Below are 19,997 nucleotides of genomic sequence, written 5' to 3' on the forward strand. Positions count from 1 at the left end.
CGGTTCATTGGTCGGCGCAGACGGGTTCGCCGTCCGCGCGCACGAGTCCGGCACGCGACGCGATCCACCACAAGCCGCGCTCGGTCGCCTGTGCGACGACGCGTGCATGCGTGCAGCCGAATACGCTCAGCGCGTCGACGTAGCGCGCGCACAATCCGTCGTCGCCGATCAGCAGCAGCGGCTGGTTCGCGAGCGCGACACCGCGCTCCGCGAGCATCGCGTCGAGCGCGTTCAGCTCATGGCCGATCAGCAGCCCGGACAGATAGTCGCCCTGCGCATCGGGCGCGAGCCGGTCGGTCAGGCCGAGCGTGCGCGTGCTGAAGATCGTCGCGAGCAGCCCCGCGCGCTGCGCGCCGCGGGCCACCGCGACACCGCGCGCGAACGCCGCGCGATCTGGCGACGCGCTCGCGCGCATCGTGCGGCCGAGGATCGTGTGATCGCGCAGCGCCGCGAACAGCTCGCCCGTCATGAAAGTCTGGAAGCGCTCGATGAGCCCGTCCTTCACCCATGCCCACTTCGCATGCGTGCCCGGCAAGCCGATCAGTACCCCTGAACGATCGGCATCAAGCATGGGATCGTTCGCGAGTGCGCCGAATATCTGCGTTTCTTCGCCGCGCATCACGTCGGGCAATTCGCCCGTCGCGATCACGCCCGGCACGATCGACACCGTCGTGCCGCGCGCCGTCGTCACCGTGACGAGCCCCGCGACGAGCGCGTCGGCGCCGGCCGGCACCGCGACGTACGGCGCCTCGCGCCAGCCCTGCGCGCTGCCGACCATCCCGGCCGCCAGCACCGGCACGCCCGGCGCGCGGTCGAGCCAGTCGCCGCACGCTTCCTCGAACACGACGTCGAAGGCACGCGCGCCGCCGGCCGGCACGTGCATCACGCCTGCCGCGCGGCTGCGCGTGTCGAGCAGCGCGCCGTGCGCGTCGAACAGATACGCGCGCAGCGACGTCGTGCCCCAGTCGAGCGCGATCAGCGACGGGGCGGCGGAGTTGGCGTCCGGAGCGGTCCGGGTCGAATGGGTCATCGTTTGATCCTGCGGGTACCCTGCGGCGGGCTCCAGCCCAGTTCCGCGGAAATGGCTCGCGCTTCGCGCTGCACGAGCGGAATCAGTTCGTCCATCCGGTCGTGTGGCATGTACGGGATCGTGCTCGCGACCGATACGGCGGCGACGATCGCACCCGACGCGTCGCGGATCGGCGCGGCCACGCAGCGGATCGACGCTTCGTTTTCCTCGAGGTCGAACGTGTAGCCGCCGGCCGCGTAATGCGCCATGCGCTGCAGGAACGCGCTCGTCTCGGGCCGGTTGTCCGGCTTGAAATTGACGCCGGCCAGCGCGCGCCGCGCGGCTTCGAACAGCGAGCGCCACCGGTCCGGATCGAGGTCGAGCATCATCGCCTTGCCGATGCCGGTCGACGCGAGCGGCATCCGGTGGCCGACGCGCGAACGCATCTCGAGGCCGCGCGTGCCGGGAATCTTGTCGATGTACAGCACGTCGTCGCCGTCGCGCACGCCGAGGTGGATCGTGTCGAGCGTCGCTTCGGCGAGCGCCTCGAGGTGCGGCCGTGCAACCGCCGTGAGCGGCATCTGCTCGAGCGCGATCGTGCCGAGTTCGATCAGCTTCGGGCCGAGCAGGTAGCCGCCCTGCACCTGGCGCAGGTAGCGCGCCTGCACGAGGCTGCTGACGAGACGGTGCGTCGTGCTGCGCGTCGTGCCGAGCGCGGCGCCGATCGCACGCATGTCGCGCGCGCCGTTCGCGATCGCTTCGAGGATCGCGAGGCCGCGCAGCAGCGTCTGCGTGCCGGCCTGCTGCGCGGCGAGGTCGAGCGGCGTGCTGGTCGCGCCGATGCTGTCGGTCAGCGGCGCATCGTCCGGCGTCGCGCGCCGGGCGTCGAGAGCAAGGGTATCGGGCATCTTGGTCATGGAACGGGCTTCTTCAGCGGAATCGGTCTAGCCGCTGTCGCGAGGCCGGAACGAAGTCCGGCGTCGCGGCAACGCGGCGGTCGATGCACCGAGGAAAGCGCCCGGCGAACGTCATGGAAGGTGTCTCCGTGTGCGTCGGGCGCCGCGCGATGCGTGGGTCCGAAGCTGTCGATGTGCTTCGGATTGTAGGAGCGCACGCACTCGCCTCCAATATTTGAGTGCATTGTCCAGATAATGAGAAAAGCGACGGAAGCCGCGGCATTCGGCGCGGAACTGCCGCGCCATGCGCACGGGGGCGGAACCCGACACGTTGCGGGTCCCGCCCCCGTTATCCGCGCGCCGCGCGCTTACTGCTGGTTCGTGCTGCGCGCCTGCATGTAGCGCTGCACGTCGGAGAACGACACGCGGCCGCTACCGTTCGCGTCGATCTGCCGGAAGTGGTTCGCGACGTAGCCGAGGCCGGCCGCGCGCGCCTGCGCTTCGGTGATCGAGCCGGTGTTCTGCGTGTCGGCCGCGCCGAACTGCCGCGCGAGCTTTCGCACCACCTGCGCGTGCAGCGCGGCGCCCGTCGTCTGCGTGCCGGCGGTCGGCTTGCGCGCGGCCGGCGGCACGTATGGATCGCCGAGCTGCGCCTGGCGCGCGCGCGCCGGGGTGGCGGCGTCGCTCGCCTGCGCGAACGCGGACACCGATGCGGATGCTGCAACCCCGGCGCATGCGAGCGCCGCGGCAACGACGATGAAACGTTTCTTCATGTCAGGCTCCAGTCTGGAATGAGGTCGTCGACGGCCGGCGAACGGCGCCGCCGCGGGCGCGCGTCGCCAGGCCCGCACATCGCATCAGTGCGCGGCCGCGTTGTAGAAAGTCACGAGGTCGGCTTTCTCCTGCGGACGCGACGTATCGTCGAGATAGACCATATGTCCACCCTGATAGTCCTTGATCGTCAGGTTCGGTTGCGTGCCGAGCCGCGCGAGGTCGAGCTCGGTCTGGTAGAACGGCGTCGCGATGTCGTGATACCCGTTCAGCGACAGCACCTTCAGCGACGGATTCAACGTCAGCGCCGCCGCGAGATCGGGAATCGTGTCGGGCATCGCGAGGCCGTCGTGCGTCCAGTCCCAGGTCTCGATCGCATTGCTGCTGAGCGAATACGCCGACTGCGCGCTGTACTTCAGCACGTTCGGCAGGTAGCTGCCGATCGTGTCGGTGAACGGCTTCGTGATGAACGTGCTCGACGGGTCCCCGTCCGCCGCGAGCGGGCTCGACGACGGCACGTTCACGCGTGCGTCGTAGCGGCCGATCAGCGTGCCCGGGATCAGCGCCACCTGGAAGCTGTTGTCGAAGAAGGTCGGGACCACGTTGAAGTCAGCATTCCAAAGCGACTGCTTCACGCCGGTCGAATTCACCATCGTCGTGACGAGCGCAGGCGGAGGCGGCGTGTGGCTCGCGAGATAGGCGTTCACGGCGGGCGTGTAGCTGCCGGCCGTCAACTGGCGCATCTGGTCCGCGTACTGCGGCAGGCTCGACGGGTTCGGATTGTCGAGCTGGTAGTACGCGCCGACGGTGCCGTAGGACGGCACGAAGCCCGCGCAGCTCACCGGGCTCGCCCCGTTGTTCGAGTTGCCGACATAGTCGCTCGCCATGTCGCAGTTCGCGTTGTAGTTCAGGATCGACGACTGCAGCACGATGCCGTCGAGCTTCACACCGGCCGTCTCGAGCAGGTTCGCGAGCACGTCGGTGCGCGGCGTGCCGTACGACTCGCCGAACAGGTATTTCGGCGAATCGTTGCGCCGGTTCACGGCGATGTAGCGCGTCACGAAGTCGCGGAACGCGCCGCCGTCCTGGTCGACACCCCAGAACGTCTGGTTCGTGTTCGGCGCGATCGCCTCCGAGAAGCCGGTGCCGATCGCATCGACGAACACGAGGTCGGTCGTATCGAGCAGGCTTTCCGCGTTGTCGACGAACGGGAACGTCGAGGCATTCGCGTTCGGGTCGCCCGTCTGGATCCGCTTCGGACCGAACGAGCCGAGATGCAGCCACACCGATGCGGAACCGGGGCCGCCGTTGTACAGGAACGTGACGGGCCGCTTCGCCGCGGGCTGGTTGTCCGCGGTGTACGCGATGTAGAAGAACGAGGCTTCGGGCGCGCCCGTCTGCGGATTGCGCGCGACGAGATGGCCGGCGGTGGCCGTGTAGCGAATCGTCTTGCCGTTCAGCGTGATCTGGTGATGGGTGACGGCGGCCTTTTCGACCGCGGCGGACGCGTCGAGCGATGCGGTCGCGCTCGATGAATAACTGTTGGGATCGTTGTACGGCCTGTCCACCTGGGCGGCGGGATCGGCTGAATTGTCGGTACCTGCTGCCGAGGACGGGGTCACGTCGTCGTTGCAGGCCGTCAGAATCAGCGAAGAGAACACAACTCCCAACCACAGCTTCGCTTTGCTCGCTGGCATCGTTGCTTTCCTTCTCTCGAATGTTTTTTTGTGTCGAGCAGCCGGGTGAGCCGCCCCCCGCCTCGATTGCGGCCGATAAGCCGAGGCGCCGGCCAATATACGCGAGCGGGTCGGCTTTGAAAAATTTGGAAATATTCGATCGATGGCCGGTGCAGTGCACACCTTTCAGGAATGCTTCGATTCGCGAACCGTCGCTTTTCAGTCGCCTTTCGATTGCTTTCGTGTTTACTCCGGAGCACTAAAAATCACGCGGATTTCGTGCCATATCGACAAACAAAATTCCGCGCGTGCGGGCATTGCTCAGCAAAGTGAAATAGACGAATTCGTCTAATGGATGCGGCCCGAAATGCGGGCATCACGAATGCGCTGCAGTGCACCAATAGCGCGCCGGCGACGGAACGGACAATGCAACGGCGCGGGTGCGCCGCTCACTGCGATTGCGGAAGTTCGGCCGCGCCCATCCGGCGGGCAATGACGGCCGCGCGCTGCGCCTGGTAGGCCGAGCCGCGGTGCGCGTCGAACCAGCGCGGCTTCGGCAGCATCACCGCGAGGCGCGCCGACTGCCACGCGCCGAGCCGGCTCGCGGGAATCCTGTAGTAATAACGGGCGGCGGCCTCGGCGCCGTACACGCCGCGGCCCCATTCGACCGAATTCAGGTAGATCTCGAAGATCCGCTCCTTGTCGAGCACCGTCTCGAGCATCCACGTGATGATCAGCTCCTGCCCCTTGCGGATGTAGCTCTTCTCGCGCGACAGGAACAGGTTGCGCGCGAGCTGCTGGGTGATCGTCGAACCGCCCGCGACGATCCGGCCGCGCGCCTTGTTCTTCTCCCATGCCTGCAGGATCGCGTCGACGTCGTAGCCGTTGTTGGTCGCGAAGGTCGAATCCTCCGACGCGATCAGCGCGCGCTTCAGGTTGCGCGAGATCTGGTCGTACGGCACCCACTGGTGCTGGATCCGCGCGGGCGGGTTGTCGCGCGACAGCCACCATGCGTCGGTCCGCATGAACGCGGTCGAGCCGGGATTGATGAACGACCACGCGGCGATCTGCACGAGATAGAACAGCTGCGTCGCGAGCCATGCGCCCGCGAACACCGAACCCGCATAGACGAGCCAGCGCGTCGCGCCGACCGTGCGCGTGCGCTGCGTGCCGCTGACCGCCACCACGTGCCGCGCCCTGCTCAGGCCGCCGCGAGCGCCTGGCGCAGCGCGGCCAGCACCGGTGCGCCGTCCGGCCGCACGCCGCGCCAGATGAAGAACGATTCGGCCGCCTGCTCGACCAGCATCCCGAGCCCGTCGGCCGTGCGCGCGCCGAGCGACGCCGCATGCTGCATGAACACCGTCGGCTGCGCGCCGTACATCATGTCGTACGCGAGCGTGCCCGCGCCGAACGCGGCCGCGTCGCACGCCGGCAGCGCCGCATCGAGGCTGCCTGCCGTCGCGTTGACGATCACGTCGTACGGCTCGGGCCGCACGGCGTCCGGGCCGCCGCCCGACAGTACGCAGCCCGCATCGTGCGCGGCCTGCGTGAACTGGCCGACGAGCGCCTCGGCCTTGCTCGCGGTGCGGTTCACGATCGTGATCGACAGCGGCGCGCGCTCGAGCATGGGCAGCACGACGCCACGCGCCGCGCCGCCCGCGCCGAGCAGCAGGATGCGCGCGCCCGCGAGCGACACGCCGAGATTCGATTCGATGTCGCGCACGAGGCCGACGCCGTCCGTGTTGTCGCCGTAGATGCCGCCGTCGGCATCGATGCGCAGCGTGTTCACCGCGCCCGCCGCCGCCGCGCGCGGCGACAGCGTGTCGGCGAGCGCATGCGCGTCGAGCTTGAACGGCACCGTCACGTTCGCACCGCGTCCGCCTTCGGCGATGAACGCGCGCACGGCGGCCTCGAAGCCGTCGACCGGCGCGAGCCGGTGCTCGTAGACGATCGCCTCGCCCGTCTGCGCGGCGAACTGCGCGTGGATGAACGGCGACTTGCTGTGCGCCACCGGGTTGCCGAACACCACATAGCGGTCGGCGCCGCTCGTCGACGCGGCTGCGTTCATGATGCGCGCCCCTCTTCGCTTGCCGCGCTTTCCTGGCTGTTGCCGCTCGCGGCCTCGTCGCCCGCGGCCGTCGCGCCGTCCGCTTCGGCCAGTGCTTCAGCCTCGGCTTGCGCCGACGCGTCCTGCGCATCGACCAGCGTGTCGTCGCCGCCTTCGTTCTCGTCTTCGTCGTCGGCCGCGTCGCCGCTCGTCACGGTCGGCGCGTCGAGCACGTTAAGCAGCCGCACCGACGCCTCGATCGTCAGCTCGTCGAGCGACATCACGTCGAGCAGCACGCGCGTGCCGCGCGCATGCACGCCGAGCCCCGGCACGTGCAGCAGCAGCGGAATTTCCTCGAGGCGCACCAGGTCGCCCTTCACGACGCTCGCGACGACCTGCTTCTTCTGCTCCTGCGCGAGCCAGCGCAGGCACCAGAAGTACTCCATCCGGCGCTGGTAGTCGGCGTACGCGGTATAGGTGTCGTCGAAGCCCTGCACGACCGCGTACAGGTCGGCGTCCTTCGGCTTGAACGGCGCGGCGAGCTTCGCGGTGACGCCGTGCTGCACGCATGCCAGCAGTTGCCACTGGTTCACGAGGTCGACGTAACGGCGCAGCGGCGACGTGCTCCACGCGTATTGCGCGACACCGAGGCCTTCGTGCGGCGCGGCCGTCGTCTGCATCCGCGTGCGCTTCGGGCCCGGCGCGCCGAAGCCGCGCTGCGAGCGATAGATGCCGGGCACCGTGTGATCGTGCAGGAACGCGCCCCACGTCGAGTTCGCGAGGATCGCGAGCTCCGACACGATCAGGTCGAGCGGCGAGCCGCGGCGGCGCGGCGTGATCGTCACGTGCTCGCCTTCGACGTAGAAGTTGTAGTCGGTGTTGCGCTGCACTTCGCGCTTCAGGCCGTAGCCCGCGCGCGCGACCTGACGCTTCTCGAACAGCGCCTGCGCGAGCGGCCACAGCACGGCGATGTCGTCCTTGTGCGGATAGTCGCCGGTGCCGGCGGCGAGCGTCTCTTCGTTGACGAGCTCGTCGAGCGTGTTGTGGCGCAGGTTGTTCTTCACGAACACGAGTTCGGCGCGCGTCTCGTTCGCGACGATCTCCTGCGTCTCGCGGTTGACGATGATGTACAGCGACAGCGCCGGGCGGTAGTCGCCTTCCTTCAGCGTGAACACGTCGACCACGTCGTCCGGCAGCATCGTGATCTTGTCGCCCGGCATGTAGACGGTCGACAGGCGCGCGCGCGCGATCGCGTCGACCGCGTCGCCGCGCACGATGCCGAGCGCCGGCGCCGCGATGTGCACGCCGATCCGCACGCGACCGTCGGACAGGTGCTCGACCGAGAACGCGTCGTCGATTTCGGTCGTCGTGATGTCGTCGATCGAGAACGCCTCGACGTCCGCGCGCGGCAGGTCGTCCGGCAGCGGGCCGACCGTGACGGCCGGGAAGCCGGTGCCGTGCGGGAAGAATTCCGCGAGGAAGCGCGCCTCGTGCAGCGCACGCGGCGACGCGATGCCGCCGCAGTCGAGCATCAGCCGCGCCGGCGACACGCCGCGCGCGCCGGCCGCCGCTTCCATCGCCTTGTATTCGATCGCGTTCTTGTCCGGCCGCGTGAGCAGCCCGAGCACCTTGCCCGCGAACGCTTCCGGCAGCTTGCCGGCCTTCAGCTCCTCTTCGTACTGCGCCTGGACGAGCGCCTGCTGGCGCTTGCGCTCGAGCGACGCGAGCGCCATCTTGAGCTGCTCTTCCGGCGCGCGCTGATACTGGCCGCGCCCCTTGCGGCGGAAGTAGACGGGCGAGCCGTGCAGCCGCAGCACCAGCGCCGCGCGCTCGACCGGACCGTAGGTCGCGCCGAAGTATTCCGCGGCCAGCGCCGTATACGCGAATTCGTCGGCCGGCGCGCATTCCCACAGGAAATCCAGGTCGATCTGCTGCGCGGCCGTGTCGGCTTCCTGCATCAGCTCGCTCGCGGCCGGCTTCTCGAATTCGATCAGCACGTCTTTCGCGCGCACCTTCGCCCGCCGCCCGCCGGGCAACTCGACTTGAAACGCGTCGCCCTGGCGCGACAGCACGCTGCCCGCCTTGAAACTGCCCGATTCCTCGAAGAAAACGTTCACTCAGTACTCTCGTTCAGACTGCCGGGCGCCGCATCGGCGGCGCCGCATGATGATGGGAATTCGATCGGCATGACGCCGGGTTCATGACGTTCGGTCGTCGCAAAAGGCGAGAACGTCGTCGACATAGTCGGCAAATTCGCTGATTCCGTGGTCGCTGCCTTCGATCACGCGCGTTTTCGCGCCCGGGTAGTGGGCGAGCATCTCGCGGTAGTCCAGCACTTCGTCGCCCGTCGCCGCGAACAGATAGTAGCGTTCGGGCCGCGAAATCGCCGGCACGCGCAGCGCATCGAGCTCCTGCAGGTGATGGCGTTCGACGACGATCGAGCCGCCGCCGTGCCACAGCGGCTGTTCGCCCAGATGCTGCTCGAGGTCGCGCTGCGGCACGATCGCCGGATTCAGCAGCACCGCCTTCCAGCCGTGCTTTTCGGCGAGCCAGGTCGCGTAGTAGCCGCCGAGCGAGCTGCCGATCACCGTCACGTCGCGCACCCCGGCCACCGCGGCTTCCGCGACGGCGATCGCCTCGAGCGGCGACACCGACAGCGACGGACAGCGCCATTCGGGCGTGCGGCCGAGCTCGGCCATGCGCGCGGCGAGGAGCCGCGACTTCTGCGACTCCGGCGACGACCGGAACCCGTGCAGGTACAGGATCACGCGCGGCTCCCGAGCGCGTCGAGCAGCTTCTGGTGCACGCCGCCGAAGCCGCCGTTGCTCATCACGAGTACGTGGTCGCCCGGGCGCGCGGCCTCGACGACCGACTTCACCAGGAGATGGAGATCGTCGAACGCGCGGGCCTTGTCGCCGAGCGGCGCGAGCGCGTCGCCGAGATTCCAGCCGAGCGCGTCGCGCCCGGTCGGCGCGCCGTAGCCGAACACCAGGTCGGCGTCGGCGAGACTGGCCGGCAGTTGCGCCTTCATCACGCCGAGCTTCATCGTGTTCGAACGCGGCTCGAGCACAGCGAGAATACGGGAGTTTTGGCGGCCGATGCGTGCACGAAGGCCGGCGATCGTGGTTTCGATCGCGGTCGGATGGTGCGCGAAGTCGTCGTAGACGGTTACCCCATCCACGCTGCCGCGCACTTCCATGCGCCGCTTCACGTTGCGAAACGATGCGAGCGATTCGGCCGCCTGCGCGGGCGGCACGCCGACGTGGCGGGCGGCGGCGATCGCCGCGAGCGCGTTCATCCGGTTGTGGTCGCCCTGCACCTGCCACGCGACCTCACCGACACGCTCGGCCTGCGAATACACGGCGAAGCGTTCGTCGACCGGCACGCCGTCCTCGGCCGGCAGCGCCTGCCAGCCGCCATCGACGCCGAAGCGCTCGACCTCGCTCCAGCAGCCGCGCGCGAGCACGCGCTCGAGCGCGTCCGAGCGGCCGTTGGTCACGATCCGGCCGACGCCCGGCACGGTGCGCACGAGATGATGGAATTGCGTTTCGATCGCGGCGAGATCCGGGAAGATGTCGGCGTGATCGAATTCGAGATTGTTGAGCACCGCGGTGCGCGGCCGGTAATGGACGAACTTCGAGCGCTTGTCGAAGAACGCCGTGTCGTATTCGTCGGCCTCGATCACGAAGAAGCTCGAATCGGTCAGCCGCGCCGACACGCCGAAGTTCAGCGGCACGCCGCCGATCAGGAAGCCCGGGTTCAGGCCGGCATCTTCGAGCAGCCACGCGAGCATCGACGACGTGGTCGTCTTGCCGTGCGTGCCCGCGACCGCCAGCACCCACTTGCCTGCCAGCACGTGTTCGCCGAGCCATTGCGGGCCGGATACATAAGGCAGGCCGCGATCGAGGATCGCCTCCATCAGCGGGTTGCCGCGCGTGACGACGTTGCCGATCACGAACAGGTCGGGCTTCAGGTCGATCTGCTCGGCGCCGTAGCCCTCGATCAGCGTGATGCCCTGCGCCTCGAGCTGCGTGCTCATCGGCGGATAGACGCCCGCGTCGCAACCCGTCACCGTGTGGCCGGCCTCGCGCGCGAGCACGGCGAGACCGCCCATGAAGGTGCCGCAGATGCCAAGAATGTGGATGTGCATAGATGAATGCTTTCGCGCCGCCGGGCGCCGTCGATTCGGAAAGATGGTCTGCGGCACGCCGGACGGGCCGCCCGGCCAACGACTTTCGCCGCGACACAAAGACCGTCATTGTAACTGACGGCCCGCCGTGCCCGGCGGCCCGAACGACGGATCCGGACGCCGCGCGGCACGGCAGGCGACGCGCGGCCGCACCGCGTTCGGCCGCCGCGCGATCGAGTATGATTGCCGGATCATGTCTCGCAAACCTCTTGTCGACCCGCGGCGCGCCCGCGAGGAAATCGCCCAGTCCGCCGCCCGCCTGATCGCGGAGGACGGCCTCGATTACGCCAGCGCGAAACGCAAGGCCGCGCGCCAGCTGTTCGGCGATACGCGCGTTGCCGGCGAATGGCTGCCGGATAACGACCTGATCGAGGAAGAACTGCGCGAGTACCTCGCCCTGTTCCAGAGCGACACGCAGCCGGACGAACTGCGCCGCCTGCGCGAGATCGCGCTCGACTGGATGCGCCGGCTCGCCGAGTTCAATCCGTACGTGACGGGCGCGGTGCTGAACGGCACCGCGAACGCGCATTCGGACATCCATTTGCAGATATTCACCGACAACCCGAAGGACGTCGCGATCTACCTGCTGAACCAGAACGTTCAGTACGACGTGTCCGAGACGCGGCATTTCGCCGGTCGCGCCGACGTCGAGACGCTCAGCTTCCTGTGGCGCCCGCGGCGCGACGTGGACGCGATCGGCATTCATGTCGCGCTCTACGCGAGCGACGACCTGCGCGGCGCGGTCAAGGCGGACGCGCGCGGCCGGATCGCCCGCGCGGACGCCGCCGCATTGCGTGCGCTCGTCGAAGCCAGCAACGCCCCTTCCGAACCGGAATGATTCAACGATGATGATGAAACGCATGTTGCCGCTCGCGGTGGTCGCGGCCGCCGCCGTCGCCGGCGGGCTCGCCGCCGGCCACTGGTTCCGCGGCGGCAGCGCCGATGACGGCGTCGCCGTCGCCGCGCCCGCTGCGCAGGGCAGCCCGGTCGACCAGCTGTGGGCCGCGTCGCTGACCGGCGTCGACGGCAAGCCGGCGTCGCTCGCTTCCTTCAAGGGCCAGAAGGTCGTGGTCAATTTCTGGGCGTCGTGGTGCGGCCCGTGCGTCGAGGAGATGCCGGAGCTCGTCGCGCTGTCGCACCAATACAAGCAGAAAGGCATCCGCTTCATCGGGATCGGCGTCGATTCCGACCAGAACGTGAAGAACTTTCTGCAGAAGGTGAAGGTCGACTATCCGGTTTTCGTCAGCGGTTATGCGGGCGCCGATCTGGCCCGTAATTTTGGAAATACCGCCGGCGCGCTGCCGTTTACGGTCGTCATCGACGAAACCGGCAAGATTCGCGAGACAAAATTAGGACAAATCCAACCGGCCGAGCTGAAAAAGACCCTCGACGCGTTGTGATCGCCCTGAACGGCGGCCAGCACGTTGGCGGCGATTTGTACGTCGATCGCCGCAATTTCACGTGAATTCGCTGATACTTTGCAGCCGCACCGGTAATTCTTGCAGGTCCAACGCGCTCGGCCGTTCGGCAAAACTAGACAAATTTCTCTAAATAGCGCTAAAGTTCGCGCAATTCCGCAGAAATAGAAGCGACCATGACACGATTGCTGGTGCTGCACGGCCCCAACCTGAACCTTCTCGGCACCCGGGAACCGGAGGTGTACGGCCGCGTCACGCTCGCGCAGATCGATCAGGCGCTTGCCGCGCGAGCCCAGGAAGCCGGCGCCGAACTGTCGTCGTTCCAGAGCAACCATGAAGGCGCGCTCGTCGACCGCATTCAGGCCGCGCGGGAGGAACAGACCGATTTCATCCTGATCAATCCCGCCGCGTATACGCACACGAGCGTCGCGATCCGGGACGCGATCGCCGGCGTCGGCATCCCGTTCGTCGAGGTTCACCTGTCGAACGTGCACCGCCGCGAAGCGTTCAGGCATCACTCCTACTTTTCCGACCAGGCCGAAGGCGTGATCTGCGGGCTCGGCTGGAAAGGTTATCTGTACGCGCTCGAGTACGCGCTGGACAAGCTGCAAGGCGCGTCGCGCGGCTGATTTCGCGATCTAGATTCAGCGCCGGTCCCACCGGCGCTTTCACGTATTGAAAGGGGAATTCCCGATGGATCTTCGTAAGCTGAAAACTCTGATCGACCTCGTTTCCGAATCCGGCATCTCCGAGCTGGAAGTCACGGAAGGCGAAGGCAAGGTGCGTATCGTCAAGAACGCGCCGCCGGTCTACGTGCAGCCGACGGCTGGGTATGCCCCGCAAGTCAGCGCGCCCGCTCCGTCGGTCGCGCTGCCGACCGAAGGCGCTGCCGCGCCGGCAGCAGGCGCCGCCGCCGCACCGGCCGCCCCGCAAGGCCACGTCGTGACGTCGCCGATGGTCGGCACGTTCTATCGCGCGCCGTCGCCGGGCGCGGACCCGTTCGTCCAGGTGGGCGACACGGTCAAGGAAGGCCAGACGATCTGCATCATCGAAGCGATGAAGCTGCTCAACGAGATCGAGTCGGACAAGGCCGGCGTGATCAAGGAAATCCTCGTCGAGAACGGCCAGGCCGTCGAATACGGCCAGCCGCTTTTCGTGATCGGCTAAGTCCGCCGCGCGGCCCGTCCGGCCGCGCGCCGCCGATGCTCGCCAGGCGCCGTTCGCGCGCCCCTCGAAGAGACGAATACTCGCTATGTTTGAAAAAATCCTCATTGCCAACCGCGGTGAAATCGCGCTGCGCATCCAGCGCGCGTGCCGCGAACTCGGCGTCAAGACGGTGGTCGTCTACTCGGAAGCCGACAAGGAAGCCAAGTACGTGCGCCTCGCGGACGAAGCCGTCTGTATCGGCCCGGCCCCGTCGAACCTGAGCTACCTGAACATGCCGGCGCTGATCAGCGCCGCGGAAGTCACCGATGCCGAGGCGATCCACCCCGGCTACGGCTTCCTGTCGGAGAACGCCGACTTCGCCGAACGCGTCGAGCAGTCGGGCTTCACGTTCATCGGCCCGCGCCCGGAAACGATCCGGATGATGGGCGACAAGGTCACCGCGAAGCAGACCATGATCAAGACCGGCGTGCCGTGCGTGCCGGGCTCGGAAGGCGCGTTGCCGGACGATCCGAAGGAGATCGTCAAGATTGCGCGCGCGATCGGCTATCCGGTCATCATCAAGGCAGCGGGCGGCGGCGGCGGGCGCGGGATGCGCGTCGTGCACACCGAAGCCGCGCTCGTGAACGCGGTCAACATGACCCGCGAGGAAGCCGGCCGTGCGTTCGGCAACCCGCAGGTGTACATGGAGAAGTTCCTCGAGAACCCGCGCCACATCGAGATCCAGGTGCTGTCGGACGCGCACAAGAACGCGATCTGGCTCGGCGAGCGCGACTGCTCGATGCAGCGCCGGCACCAGAAGGTGATCGAGGAAGCGCCGGCGCCCGGCATTCCGCGCCGCCTGATCGAGCGCATCGGCGACCGCTGCGCGGACGCGTGCAAGAAGATGGGCTACCTCGGCGCGGGCACGTTCGAATTCCTGTACGAGAACAACGAGTTCTACTTCATCGAGATGAACACGCGCGTGCAGGTCGAGCACCCGGTGTCGGAGATGATCACGGGCGTCGACATCGTGCAGGAACAGATCCGCATCGCAGCGGGCGAGAAGCTCGCGCTGCGCCAGCGCGACATCGAGTTCCGCGGACATGCGATCGAATGCCGGATCAACGCGGAAGATCCGTTCAAGTTCACGCCGTCGCCGGGCCGGATCACGTCGTGGCATACGCCGGGCGGCCCCGGCGTGCGCGTCGACTCGCATGCGTACAATGGCTATTTCGTGCCGCCGAACTATGATTCGATGATCGGCAAGCTGATCACCTACGGCGCGACGCGCGACCAGGCGATCCGCCGGATGCGCATCGCGCTGTCGGAAATGGTCGTCGAAGGCATCCAGACCAACATCCCGCTGCACCGCGAGCTGATGATCGACTCGAAGTTCGTCGAAGGCGGCACCAGCATCCACTATCTCGAACACCGGCTCGCCCAGAAGCAGCAGGTCGCACCGGAAGAAGCGTAAGCATGAGCTATCGCGAACTCGTCGTCGAACTGGCCCGTGAGCATGCGGAGGCGCTGTCCGACGCGCTGCTCGACCTCGGCGCGCTGTCGGTGTCCGTCGAGGACGCCGACGCCGACACGCCCGACGAACAGCCGCTCTTCGGCGAGCCCGGCCTCGTTCCCGAACGCACCGCGTGGCAGCACTCGCGCGTGATCGCGCTGCTGTCGCCCGATCACGACCCGGCCGTGCTGCTCGCGGCGGCCGCGAACGAGATCGGCGTCGCCGACACGCCGAAGTTCGACGTGCGCGAAGTCGAGGAACAGGACTGGGTGCGGCTCACGCAGTCGCAGTTCGAGCCGATTCCGATCGGCGAGCGGATCTGGGTCGTGCCGTCGTGGCACGACGCGCCCGACCCCGACGCGCTCATCCTCGAACTCGACCCCGGTCTCGCGTTCGGCACCGGCAGCCACCCGACCACGCGCCTGTGCATGGAATGGCTCGAACAGTCGGTGAAGCCCGGCCAGTCGGTGCTCGACTACGGCTGCGGCTCGGGCATTCTCGCGATCCTCGCGCAGAAATGCGGGGCGAACCCCGTGGTCGGCATCGACATCGATCCGCAGGCGGTCGAATCGGCGCGCCAGAACAGCGAACGCAACCATGCGGAAGTCACGTACGGGCTGCCCGATGCGTGCCCGGCCGGCGAATTCGACATCGTCGTCGCCAACATCCTGTCGAACCCGCTGAAACTGATGGCGTCGATGCTCGCATCGAAGGTGAAACCGGGCGGGCGCATCGCGCTGTCGGGCGTGCTCGCGCGCCAGGCGGACGAAGTCGCGGCCGTCTATGCGCGCTACGTCGACATCTCGGTCTGGCGCGAACACGAAGGTTGGGTATGCCTCGCCGGAACGCGGCGGGAAAGCCATTAGAATAGCGCTGTCCTTCACTCTGGCCAGCAGGCCGCCCGGCTCGACATGCTTCTTGCGACGCGCTGCCCTCATTGCGAAACCGTCTTCCGGCTGCAGCAGGAACAGCTCGCGCTGCATGACGGGCTCGTGCGTTGCGGACACTGTCAGCAGGTCTTCAACGCATCGCAGTCGCTCGTGCCCGATCCGGCACCGCCGGAATCCGCGCTGACCGAAGCGGCGCCGGTCGAGCCGGCCGCCGCCACCCCGCAACACGACGCCGCGCCCGCGCGGCTCTTCACCACCGACGCACCGGTCGAACCAGCGGCCGGTTCCGATTACCAGCCGGAAGGCTGGGACATGTGGGCGCCGTGGCTCGATGCCGGCGTCGACCCGTCCCTGCAGCACAGTGTCGAGACCGTGCGCGCCGAGCCGCTGATCCCGCTTGCGCTGCCGTCGACGGAATCCGGTGTGGTTCACCTGTCCGGCACGCCGGCGCCGATCGCATCGCAGCCGGCCGAGTTGCACGCCGTCGCCGCGCGATCGGCCGGACCGGATGCAGTGCCGCCCGAAACCGACGAACCGCTCACGCCGCTCACGCCGCTCACCGAACCCGACCTGCGCGAACCGCGCTTCGTCGCGCCCGCGCCGTCGGTCGCACCCGCCGCAGCAGCGCCCGTCGAACCGGTCGGCAACGCGCGCTTCGCCGTGCCCGACGACGAGCACGCGCCACGCGAACCGCGCTTCGCGTTCAGGCCGGTACAAGCCGAGCCCGGACTCGAACCGAAACCCGAACCCGACACCCACGCCGAACGTGCCGCCGCACCGGCCGCAGCCGCCAGCGAACCGGGTGCCGAACCGGACGTACAACCGGCCGTCCAATCAGCGGCCCCCTTCCCCGCCGCACTGTCCGACGACGACCGCCCGCCCTTCGCCGTGACGCGCGAGCCGCGCGCGCAGCAGCGACGCGGAACGCTCGGCGGCTTTTTCGGCGGCCTCGTCGCGGCCGTGCTCGCGGTGCTGCTCGTCGCGCAGCTCGCGTGGTGGCAGCGCGAAACCGTGATGATCTACTGGCCCGTCACGCAGGGCTGGTTCCGGCAGGCGTGCGCGCCGCTCGGCTGCAAGGTGACGCCGCCGCGCGCGATCGACGGCCTGCGGCTCGACGCGGCCGACCTGCGCCAGATCGACGGCCCGCGCGTGCTGGAGTTGAAGGTACCGCTGACGAACCGCTACCGCGTCGCGCTCGCCTACCCGTCGCTCGAACTGACGCTGCTCGACGACACGAATCACGTGACCGTGCGCCGCGTGCTCGCGCCGCGCGACTACGTGCGCCCGGGCATGCCGATCGACGCCGGGCTGCCGCCCGGCACGACGCAGACGATGGTCGTCCGTCTCGACACGAACGGCGCGCCCGCCTCGAATTTCCGCGTCCAGATCTTCTATCCGTGACGCCCCGCGGCGCGCGCATGCGCGCCGTCTCAACCCGCGCGCCGCTGCGGCGCGCTATTTCGGAGCACGAACATGAGCAAAGTTACGCTGGGTGGCAACCCGATCGATCTCGCCGGCACGTTCCCGGCCGTCGGCTCGCAAGCCCCCGACTTCAAGCTGGTCGGCAAGGACCTCGCCGACCTGTCGCTCGCCAGCTTCGCCGGCAAGCGCAAGGTACTGAACATCGTCCCGAGCCTCGATACGCCCACCTGCGCGACGTCGACCCGCAAGTTCAACGAAGCCGCGTCGTCGCTCGACAACACGGTCGTGGTGGTCGTGTCCGGCGACCTGCCGTTCGCCGCCACGCGCTTCTGCACGACCGAAGGCCTCGCGAACGTCGTGACGGCTTCGACGTTCCGCGGCGGCCGCGCGTTCGCGAACGCATACGGCGTCGACGTGACGAGCGGCCCGCTGAACGGCCTGACGGCCCGCGCGGTCGTCGTGCTCGACGCGCAGGACAAGGTGCTCCACGCGGAACTCGTCGGCGAGATCAAGGACGAGCCGAACTACGACGCAGCGCTCGCCGCACTGAAGTAACCCGCAGCCGCCCGGCCCTGCCGCGCGAGGCCCGACGGCCTGCGCGCGCCGGCCGGGCAGCCGCCTCCCTTTGCTCTCTACAGGAACGCACGCCTTGACTACGCTGATTTGCGGCTCGCTCGCCTACGACAACATCATGACCTTCGAAGGCCGGTTTCGCGAGCACATCCTGCCCGACCAGGTTCACCTTCTGAACGTGAGCTTCCTCGTGCCGACGATGCGTCGCGAATTCGGCGGTTGCGCGGGGAACATCGCCTACGCGCTGCACATGCTCGGCGGCGACGCGCGCATCATGGCGACGGTCGGCGCGAACGACGCCGATCGCTATCTCGAGCGTCTCGACAGCCTCGGCCTGTCGAAGGCCAGCATACGCGTGGTGCCCGAAACGCACACCGCGCAGGCGATGATCACGACCGATCTCGAGAACAACCAGATCACCGCATTCCACCCGGGCGCGATGATGCAGTCGCACCTGAACCACGCGGACGAAGTGTCGGGCGTGAAGCTCGGCATCGTCGCGCCGGACGGCTTCGACGGGATGGTCCAGCACGCCGAGCAATTCGCGAAGGCCGGCATCCCGTTCATCTTCGATCCGGGCCAGGGCCTGCCGCTGTTCGACGGTGCGACGCTGCGCCGCATCATTGAACTCGCCACCTTCGTTGCGGTCAACGACTACGAGGGCAAGCTCGTCAGCGACAAGACGGGCTGGTCCGAACAGGAAATCGCCAGCCGGGTTCAGGCGTTGATCATCACGCGCGGCGAGCGCGGCGCCACCATTCTTCACAAAAACGGCGAAGAACAGATTCCGGTCGTGCAAGCCGAGCGTGTCGTCGATCCGACCGGCTGCGGCGACGCCTTCCGGGGCGGCCTGCTGTACGGCATCGAGAATGGCCTCGACTGGGCAACCACGGGCCGCCTCGCGAGCCTGATGGGCTCGATCAAGATCGCCCACCAGGGGCCTCAAACTTACGCACTGACGCGCGCCGAAATCGACGCGCGCTTCGAGGCTGCCTTCGGGTACAGTCTCAAATGAATATTGTGGGAGAGCAAAGATGTTGACCAAGAAAACCCTCACGCTCGCTGCCATGCTGACGGCCACGCTGACGCTCGCCGGCTGCTTCACGGCGCCGGGCTCGGCAGATGTCTATAGCGTCGGCCAGGCGCAGCGCGAGCAAACCGTGCGCATGGGCACCGTCGAAAGCGTCCGTGCGGTGCGCATCCAGTCCGATGGCGGCGGCAGCGCGATCGGCACGCTCGGCGGCGGCGCGCTCGGCGCAGTCGCGGGCAGCGCGATCGGCGGCGGCAAGGGATCGATCCTGACGGCCATCGCGGGCGGTCTCGTCGGCGCGGTCGCAGGCAACGCGGTCGGCGAAAACCTCAGCACGGCGAACGGTGTCGAAATCACCGTGCGCCTCGACAACGGCGACCTGCGCTCGATCACGCAGGCGGCGAGCGGCGAAGTGTTCCGCGCCGGCGAACGGGTGCGACTGCTGTCGAGCGGCGGCGTCACGCGCGTCACGCACTAACGAGCATCCTCAGCGCGCGGCGCAAGCCGCGGTCGAACGCATGTGCGAAGCTGCACATGCGTTTTTTTTCGTCCGTGCCCGGCAGCCGGCCGGCCCATCGATGCAGGCGGACGAAAAAAATCCCGCCACCTGAGCCAGATGGCGGGATCGATTGAGTAGCGCTACTCAACCCGCGGACACCGCGTGAGTGTCCGGGTAGTGCTGGTCAGCCGCGATTACGGACGGCTGCCGGTCGGGAACGGCCATGCCGCTGCCGGGTTGAGCGCGGTCTTCACGCCCGATGCCGGCGCGACCGATGCGGTCGACGCGGTGGTTGCCGGTGCAGCCTTCTTCACGACGGCCTTCTTCGGAGCAGCAGCCTTCTTCGGTGCAGCGGCCTTCTTCGCCGGTGCGGCAGCCTTCGGAGCAGCGGCAGCCTTCGGTGCAGCAGCGGCCTTCGGTGCAGCGGCAGCCTTCTTCGCAGGGGCAGCCTTCTTGGCAGGCGCAGCCTTCTTCGCAGCAGCCTTCTTCGCAGGCGCAGCCTTCTTGGCGGCAGCCTTCTTCGCCGGCGCGGCCTTCTTGGCAGCAGCCTTCTTCGCCGGTGCTGCCTTCTTCGCAGCAACCTTCTTCACCGCGACTTTCTTGGCTGCAACCTTCTTCGCAGCGGCCTTCTTCGCCGGTGCTGCCTTCTTCGCGGCAACCTTCTTCACCGCGACTTTCTTCGCAGCAACCTTCTTCGTTGCGACCTTCTTTGCCGCGACCTTCTTCGCAGCAGCCTTCTTCGCCGGTGCTGCCTTCTTCGCGGCAACCTTCTTCACCGCGACCTTCTTCGCAGCAACCTTCTTCACCGCAGCGGCCTTCTTCGCCGGAGCAGCAGCCTTCTTCGCAACGGTCTTCTTGGCAGCAACCTTCTTAGCAGCCGGTTTCTTCTTGGCAGTAGCCATGTTGTTCTCCTTCAGG

General features: G+C 67.8%; 20 protein-coding genes. 10 read left to right on the forward strand and 10 right to left on the reverse strand.

Features of this window, described 5'->3' with window-relative positions:
• Nucleotides 1–4: 4 nt before the first annotated feature.
• The 9 genes from U4Z31_RS21955 to mpl all read right to left on the reverse strand — a co-directional run bounded on the left by U4Z31_RS21955 (nt 5) and on the right by mpl (nt 10,549).
• Nucleotides 5–1,030: a 2-dehydro-3-deoxygalactonokinase gene (locus tag U4Z31_RS21955; RefSeq protein ID WP_044844189.1), complete on the reverse strand. Its 1,026-nt coding sequence runs from the start codon at nt 1,028–1,030 to the stop codon at nt 5–7.
• Entirely contained in the window at nt 1,027–1,926 is a 900-nt protein-coding gene (locus U4Z31_RS21960) for an IclR family transcriptional regulator (RefSeq protein ID WP_044844190.1), read from the reverse strand. The genes U4Z31_RS21955 and U4Z31_RS21960 overlap by 4 nt, the downstream gene beginning before the upstream one ends.
• 347 nt (nt 1,927–2,273) lie before the next feature.
• Nucleotides 2,274–2,678: a hypothetical protein gene (locus U4Z31_RS21965; RefSeq protein WP_044844191.1), complete on the reverse strand. Its 405-nt coding sequence runs from the start codon at nt 2,676–2,678 to the stop codon at nt 2,274–2,276.
• Between the two features lie 84 nt (nt 2,679–2,762).
• Nucleotides 2,763–4,373, reverse strand: a complete 1,611-nt coding sequence (locus tag U4Z31_RS21970; protein ID WP_044844192.1) for a S10 family peptidase — start codon at nt 4,371–4,373, stop codon at nt 2,763–2,765.
• A gap of 428 nt (nt 4,374–4,801) precedes the next feature.
• Nucleotides 4,802–5,539: a monofunctional biosynthetic peptidoglycan transglycosylase gene (mtgA, locus tag U4Z31_RS21975; RefSeq protein ID WP_124892853.1), complete on the reverse strand. Its 738-nt coding sequence runs from the start codon at nt 5,537–5,539 to the stop codon at nt 4,802–4,804.
• 14 nt (nt 5,540–5,553) lie between these two features.
• Nucleotides 5,554–6,420, reverse strand: a complete 867-nt coding sequence (gene aroE, locus U4Z31_RS21980) for a shikimate dehydrogenase (protein ID WP_321811375.1) — start codon at nt 6,418–6,420, stop codon at nt 5,554–5,556.
• Nucleotides 6,417–8,516, reverse strand: a complete 2,100-nt coding sequence (locus U4Z31_RS21985) for an RNB domain-containing ribonuclease (RefSeq protein ID WP_321811376.1) — start codon at nt 8,514–8,516, stop codon at nt 6,417–6,419. The genes aroE and U4Z31_RS21985 overlap by 4 nt, the downstream gene beginning before the upstream one ends.
• Nucleotides 8,517–8,597: 81 nt before the next feature.
• Nucleotides 8,598–9,167, reverse strand: coding sequence for a YqiA/YcfP family alpha/beta fold hydrolase (locus tag U4Z31_RS21990; RefSeq protein WP_044844196.1), 570 nt, complete (start codon nt 9,165–9,167; stop codon nt 8,598–8,600).
• Entirely contained in the window at nt 9,164–10,549 is a 1,386-nt protein-coding gene (gene mpl, locus U4Z31_RS21995) for a UDP-N-acetylmuramate:L-alanyl-gamma-D-glutamyl-meso-diaminopimelate ligase (protein ID WP_059689100.1), read from the reverse strand. The genes U4Z31_RS21990 and mpl overlap by 4 nt, the downstream gene beginning before the upstream one ends.
• A gap of 232 nt (nt 10,550–10,781) precedes the next feature.
• On the opposite strand from mpl, the gene U4Z31_RS22000 reads away from it, so the two are divergent.
• The 10 genes from U4Z31_RS22000 to U4Z31_RS22045 all read left to right on the forward strand — a co-directional run bounded on the left by U4Z31_RS22000 (nt 10,782) and on the right by U4Z31_RS22045 (nt 19,058).
• Nucleotides 10,782–11,426, forward strand: a complete 645-nt coding sequence (locus tag U4Z31_RS22000; RefSeq protein ID WP_321811377.1) for a UDP-N-acetylmuramate--alanine ligase — start codon at nt 10,782–10,784, stop codon at nt 11,424–11,426.
• Between the two features lie 7 nt (nt 11,427–11,433).
• The gene (locus tag U4Z31_RS22005) at nt 11,434–11,988 is read left to right on the forward strand and encodes a TlpA family protein disulfide reductase (RefSeq protein ID WP_124488238.1); all 555 of its coding nucleotides are present in this window, start codon (nt 11,434–11,436) and stop codon (nt 11,986–11,988) included.
• Between the two features lie 194 nt (nt 11,989–12,182).
• Nucleotides 12,183–12,635: a type II 3-dehydroquinate dehydratase gene (aroQ, locus tag U4Z31_RS22010; RefSeq protein ID WP_040143361.1), complete on the forward strand. Its 453-nt coding sequence runs from the start codon at nt 12,183–12,185 to the stop codon at nt 12,633–12,635.
• A gap of 64 nt (nt 12,636–12,699) precedes the next feature.
• Complete coding sequence (accB, locus tag U4Z31_RS22015; protein WP_044844199.1) at nt 12,700–13,173, forward strand: acetyl-CoA carboxylase biotin carboxyl carrier protein; 474 nt, start codon at nt 12,700–12,702, stop codon at nt 13,171–13,173.
• 85 nt (nt 13,174–13,258) lie between these two features.
• A complete protein-coding gene (accC, locus tag U4Z31_RS22020) occupies nt 13,259–14,626 on the forward strand; it encodes an acetyl-CoA carboxylase biotin carboxylase subunit (RefSeq protein WP_044844200.1) in 1,368 nt (455 codons plus the stop codon).
• A gap of 2 nt (nt 14,627–14,628) precedes the next feature.
• Nucleotides 14,629–15,531 (forward strand): 50S ribosomal protein L11 methyltransferase, encoded by a 903-nt coding sequence (gene prmA, locus U4Z31_RS22025; RefSeq protein ID WP_321811378.1) that lies wholly within the window; start codon nt 14,629–14,631, stop codon nt 15,529–15,531.
• A gap of 45 nt (nt 15,532–15,576) precedes the next feature.
• Complete coding sequence (locus U4Z31_RS22030) at nt 15,577–16,956, forward strand: DUF3426 domain-containing protein (protein WP_321811379.1); 1,380 nt, start codon at nt 15,577–15,579, stop codon at nt 16,954–16,956.
• A gap of 72 nt (nt 16,957–17,028) precedes the next feature.
• Nucleotides 17,029–17,532 (forward strand): thiol peroxidase, encoded by a 504-nt coding sequence (tpx, locus tag U4Z31_RS22035; protein ID WP_044844203.1) that lies wholly within the window; start codon nt 17,029–17,031, stop codon nt 17,530–17,532.
• Between the two features lie 94 nt (nt 17,533–17,626).
• Nucleotides 17,627–18,565: a carbohydrate kinase family protein gene (locus U4Z31_RS22040; RefSeq protein WP_321811380.1), complete on the forward strand. Its 939-nt coding sequence runs from the start codon at nt 17,627–17,629 to the stop codon at nt 18,563–18,565.
• A gap of 19 nt (nt 18,566–18,584) precedes the next feature.
• Entirely contained in the window at nt 18,585–19,058 is a 474-nt protein-coding gene (locus U4Z31_RS22045; protein ID WP_011883213.1) for a glycine zipper 2TM domain-containing protein, read from the forward strand.
• 215 nt (nt 19,059–19,273) lie between these two features.
• Here U4Z31_RS22045 and U4Z31_RS22050 read toward each other — a convergent pair whose 3' ends face one another.
• Nucleotides 19,274–19,981, reverse strand: a complete 708-nt coding sequence (locus U4Z31_RS22050) for a histone H1-like DNA-binding protein (protein ID WP_044844205.1) — start codon at nt 19,979–19,981, stop codon at nt 19,274–19,276.
• Between the last annotated feature and the right edge of the window lie 16 nt (nt 19,982–19,997).

This window comes from Burkholderia sp. BCC1985, assembly GCF_905339915.1.
Lineage (GTDB): Bacteria > Pseudomonadota > Gammaproteobacteria > Burkholderiales > Burkholderiaceae > Burkholderia.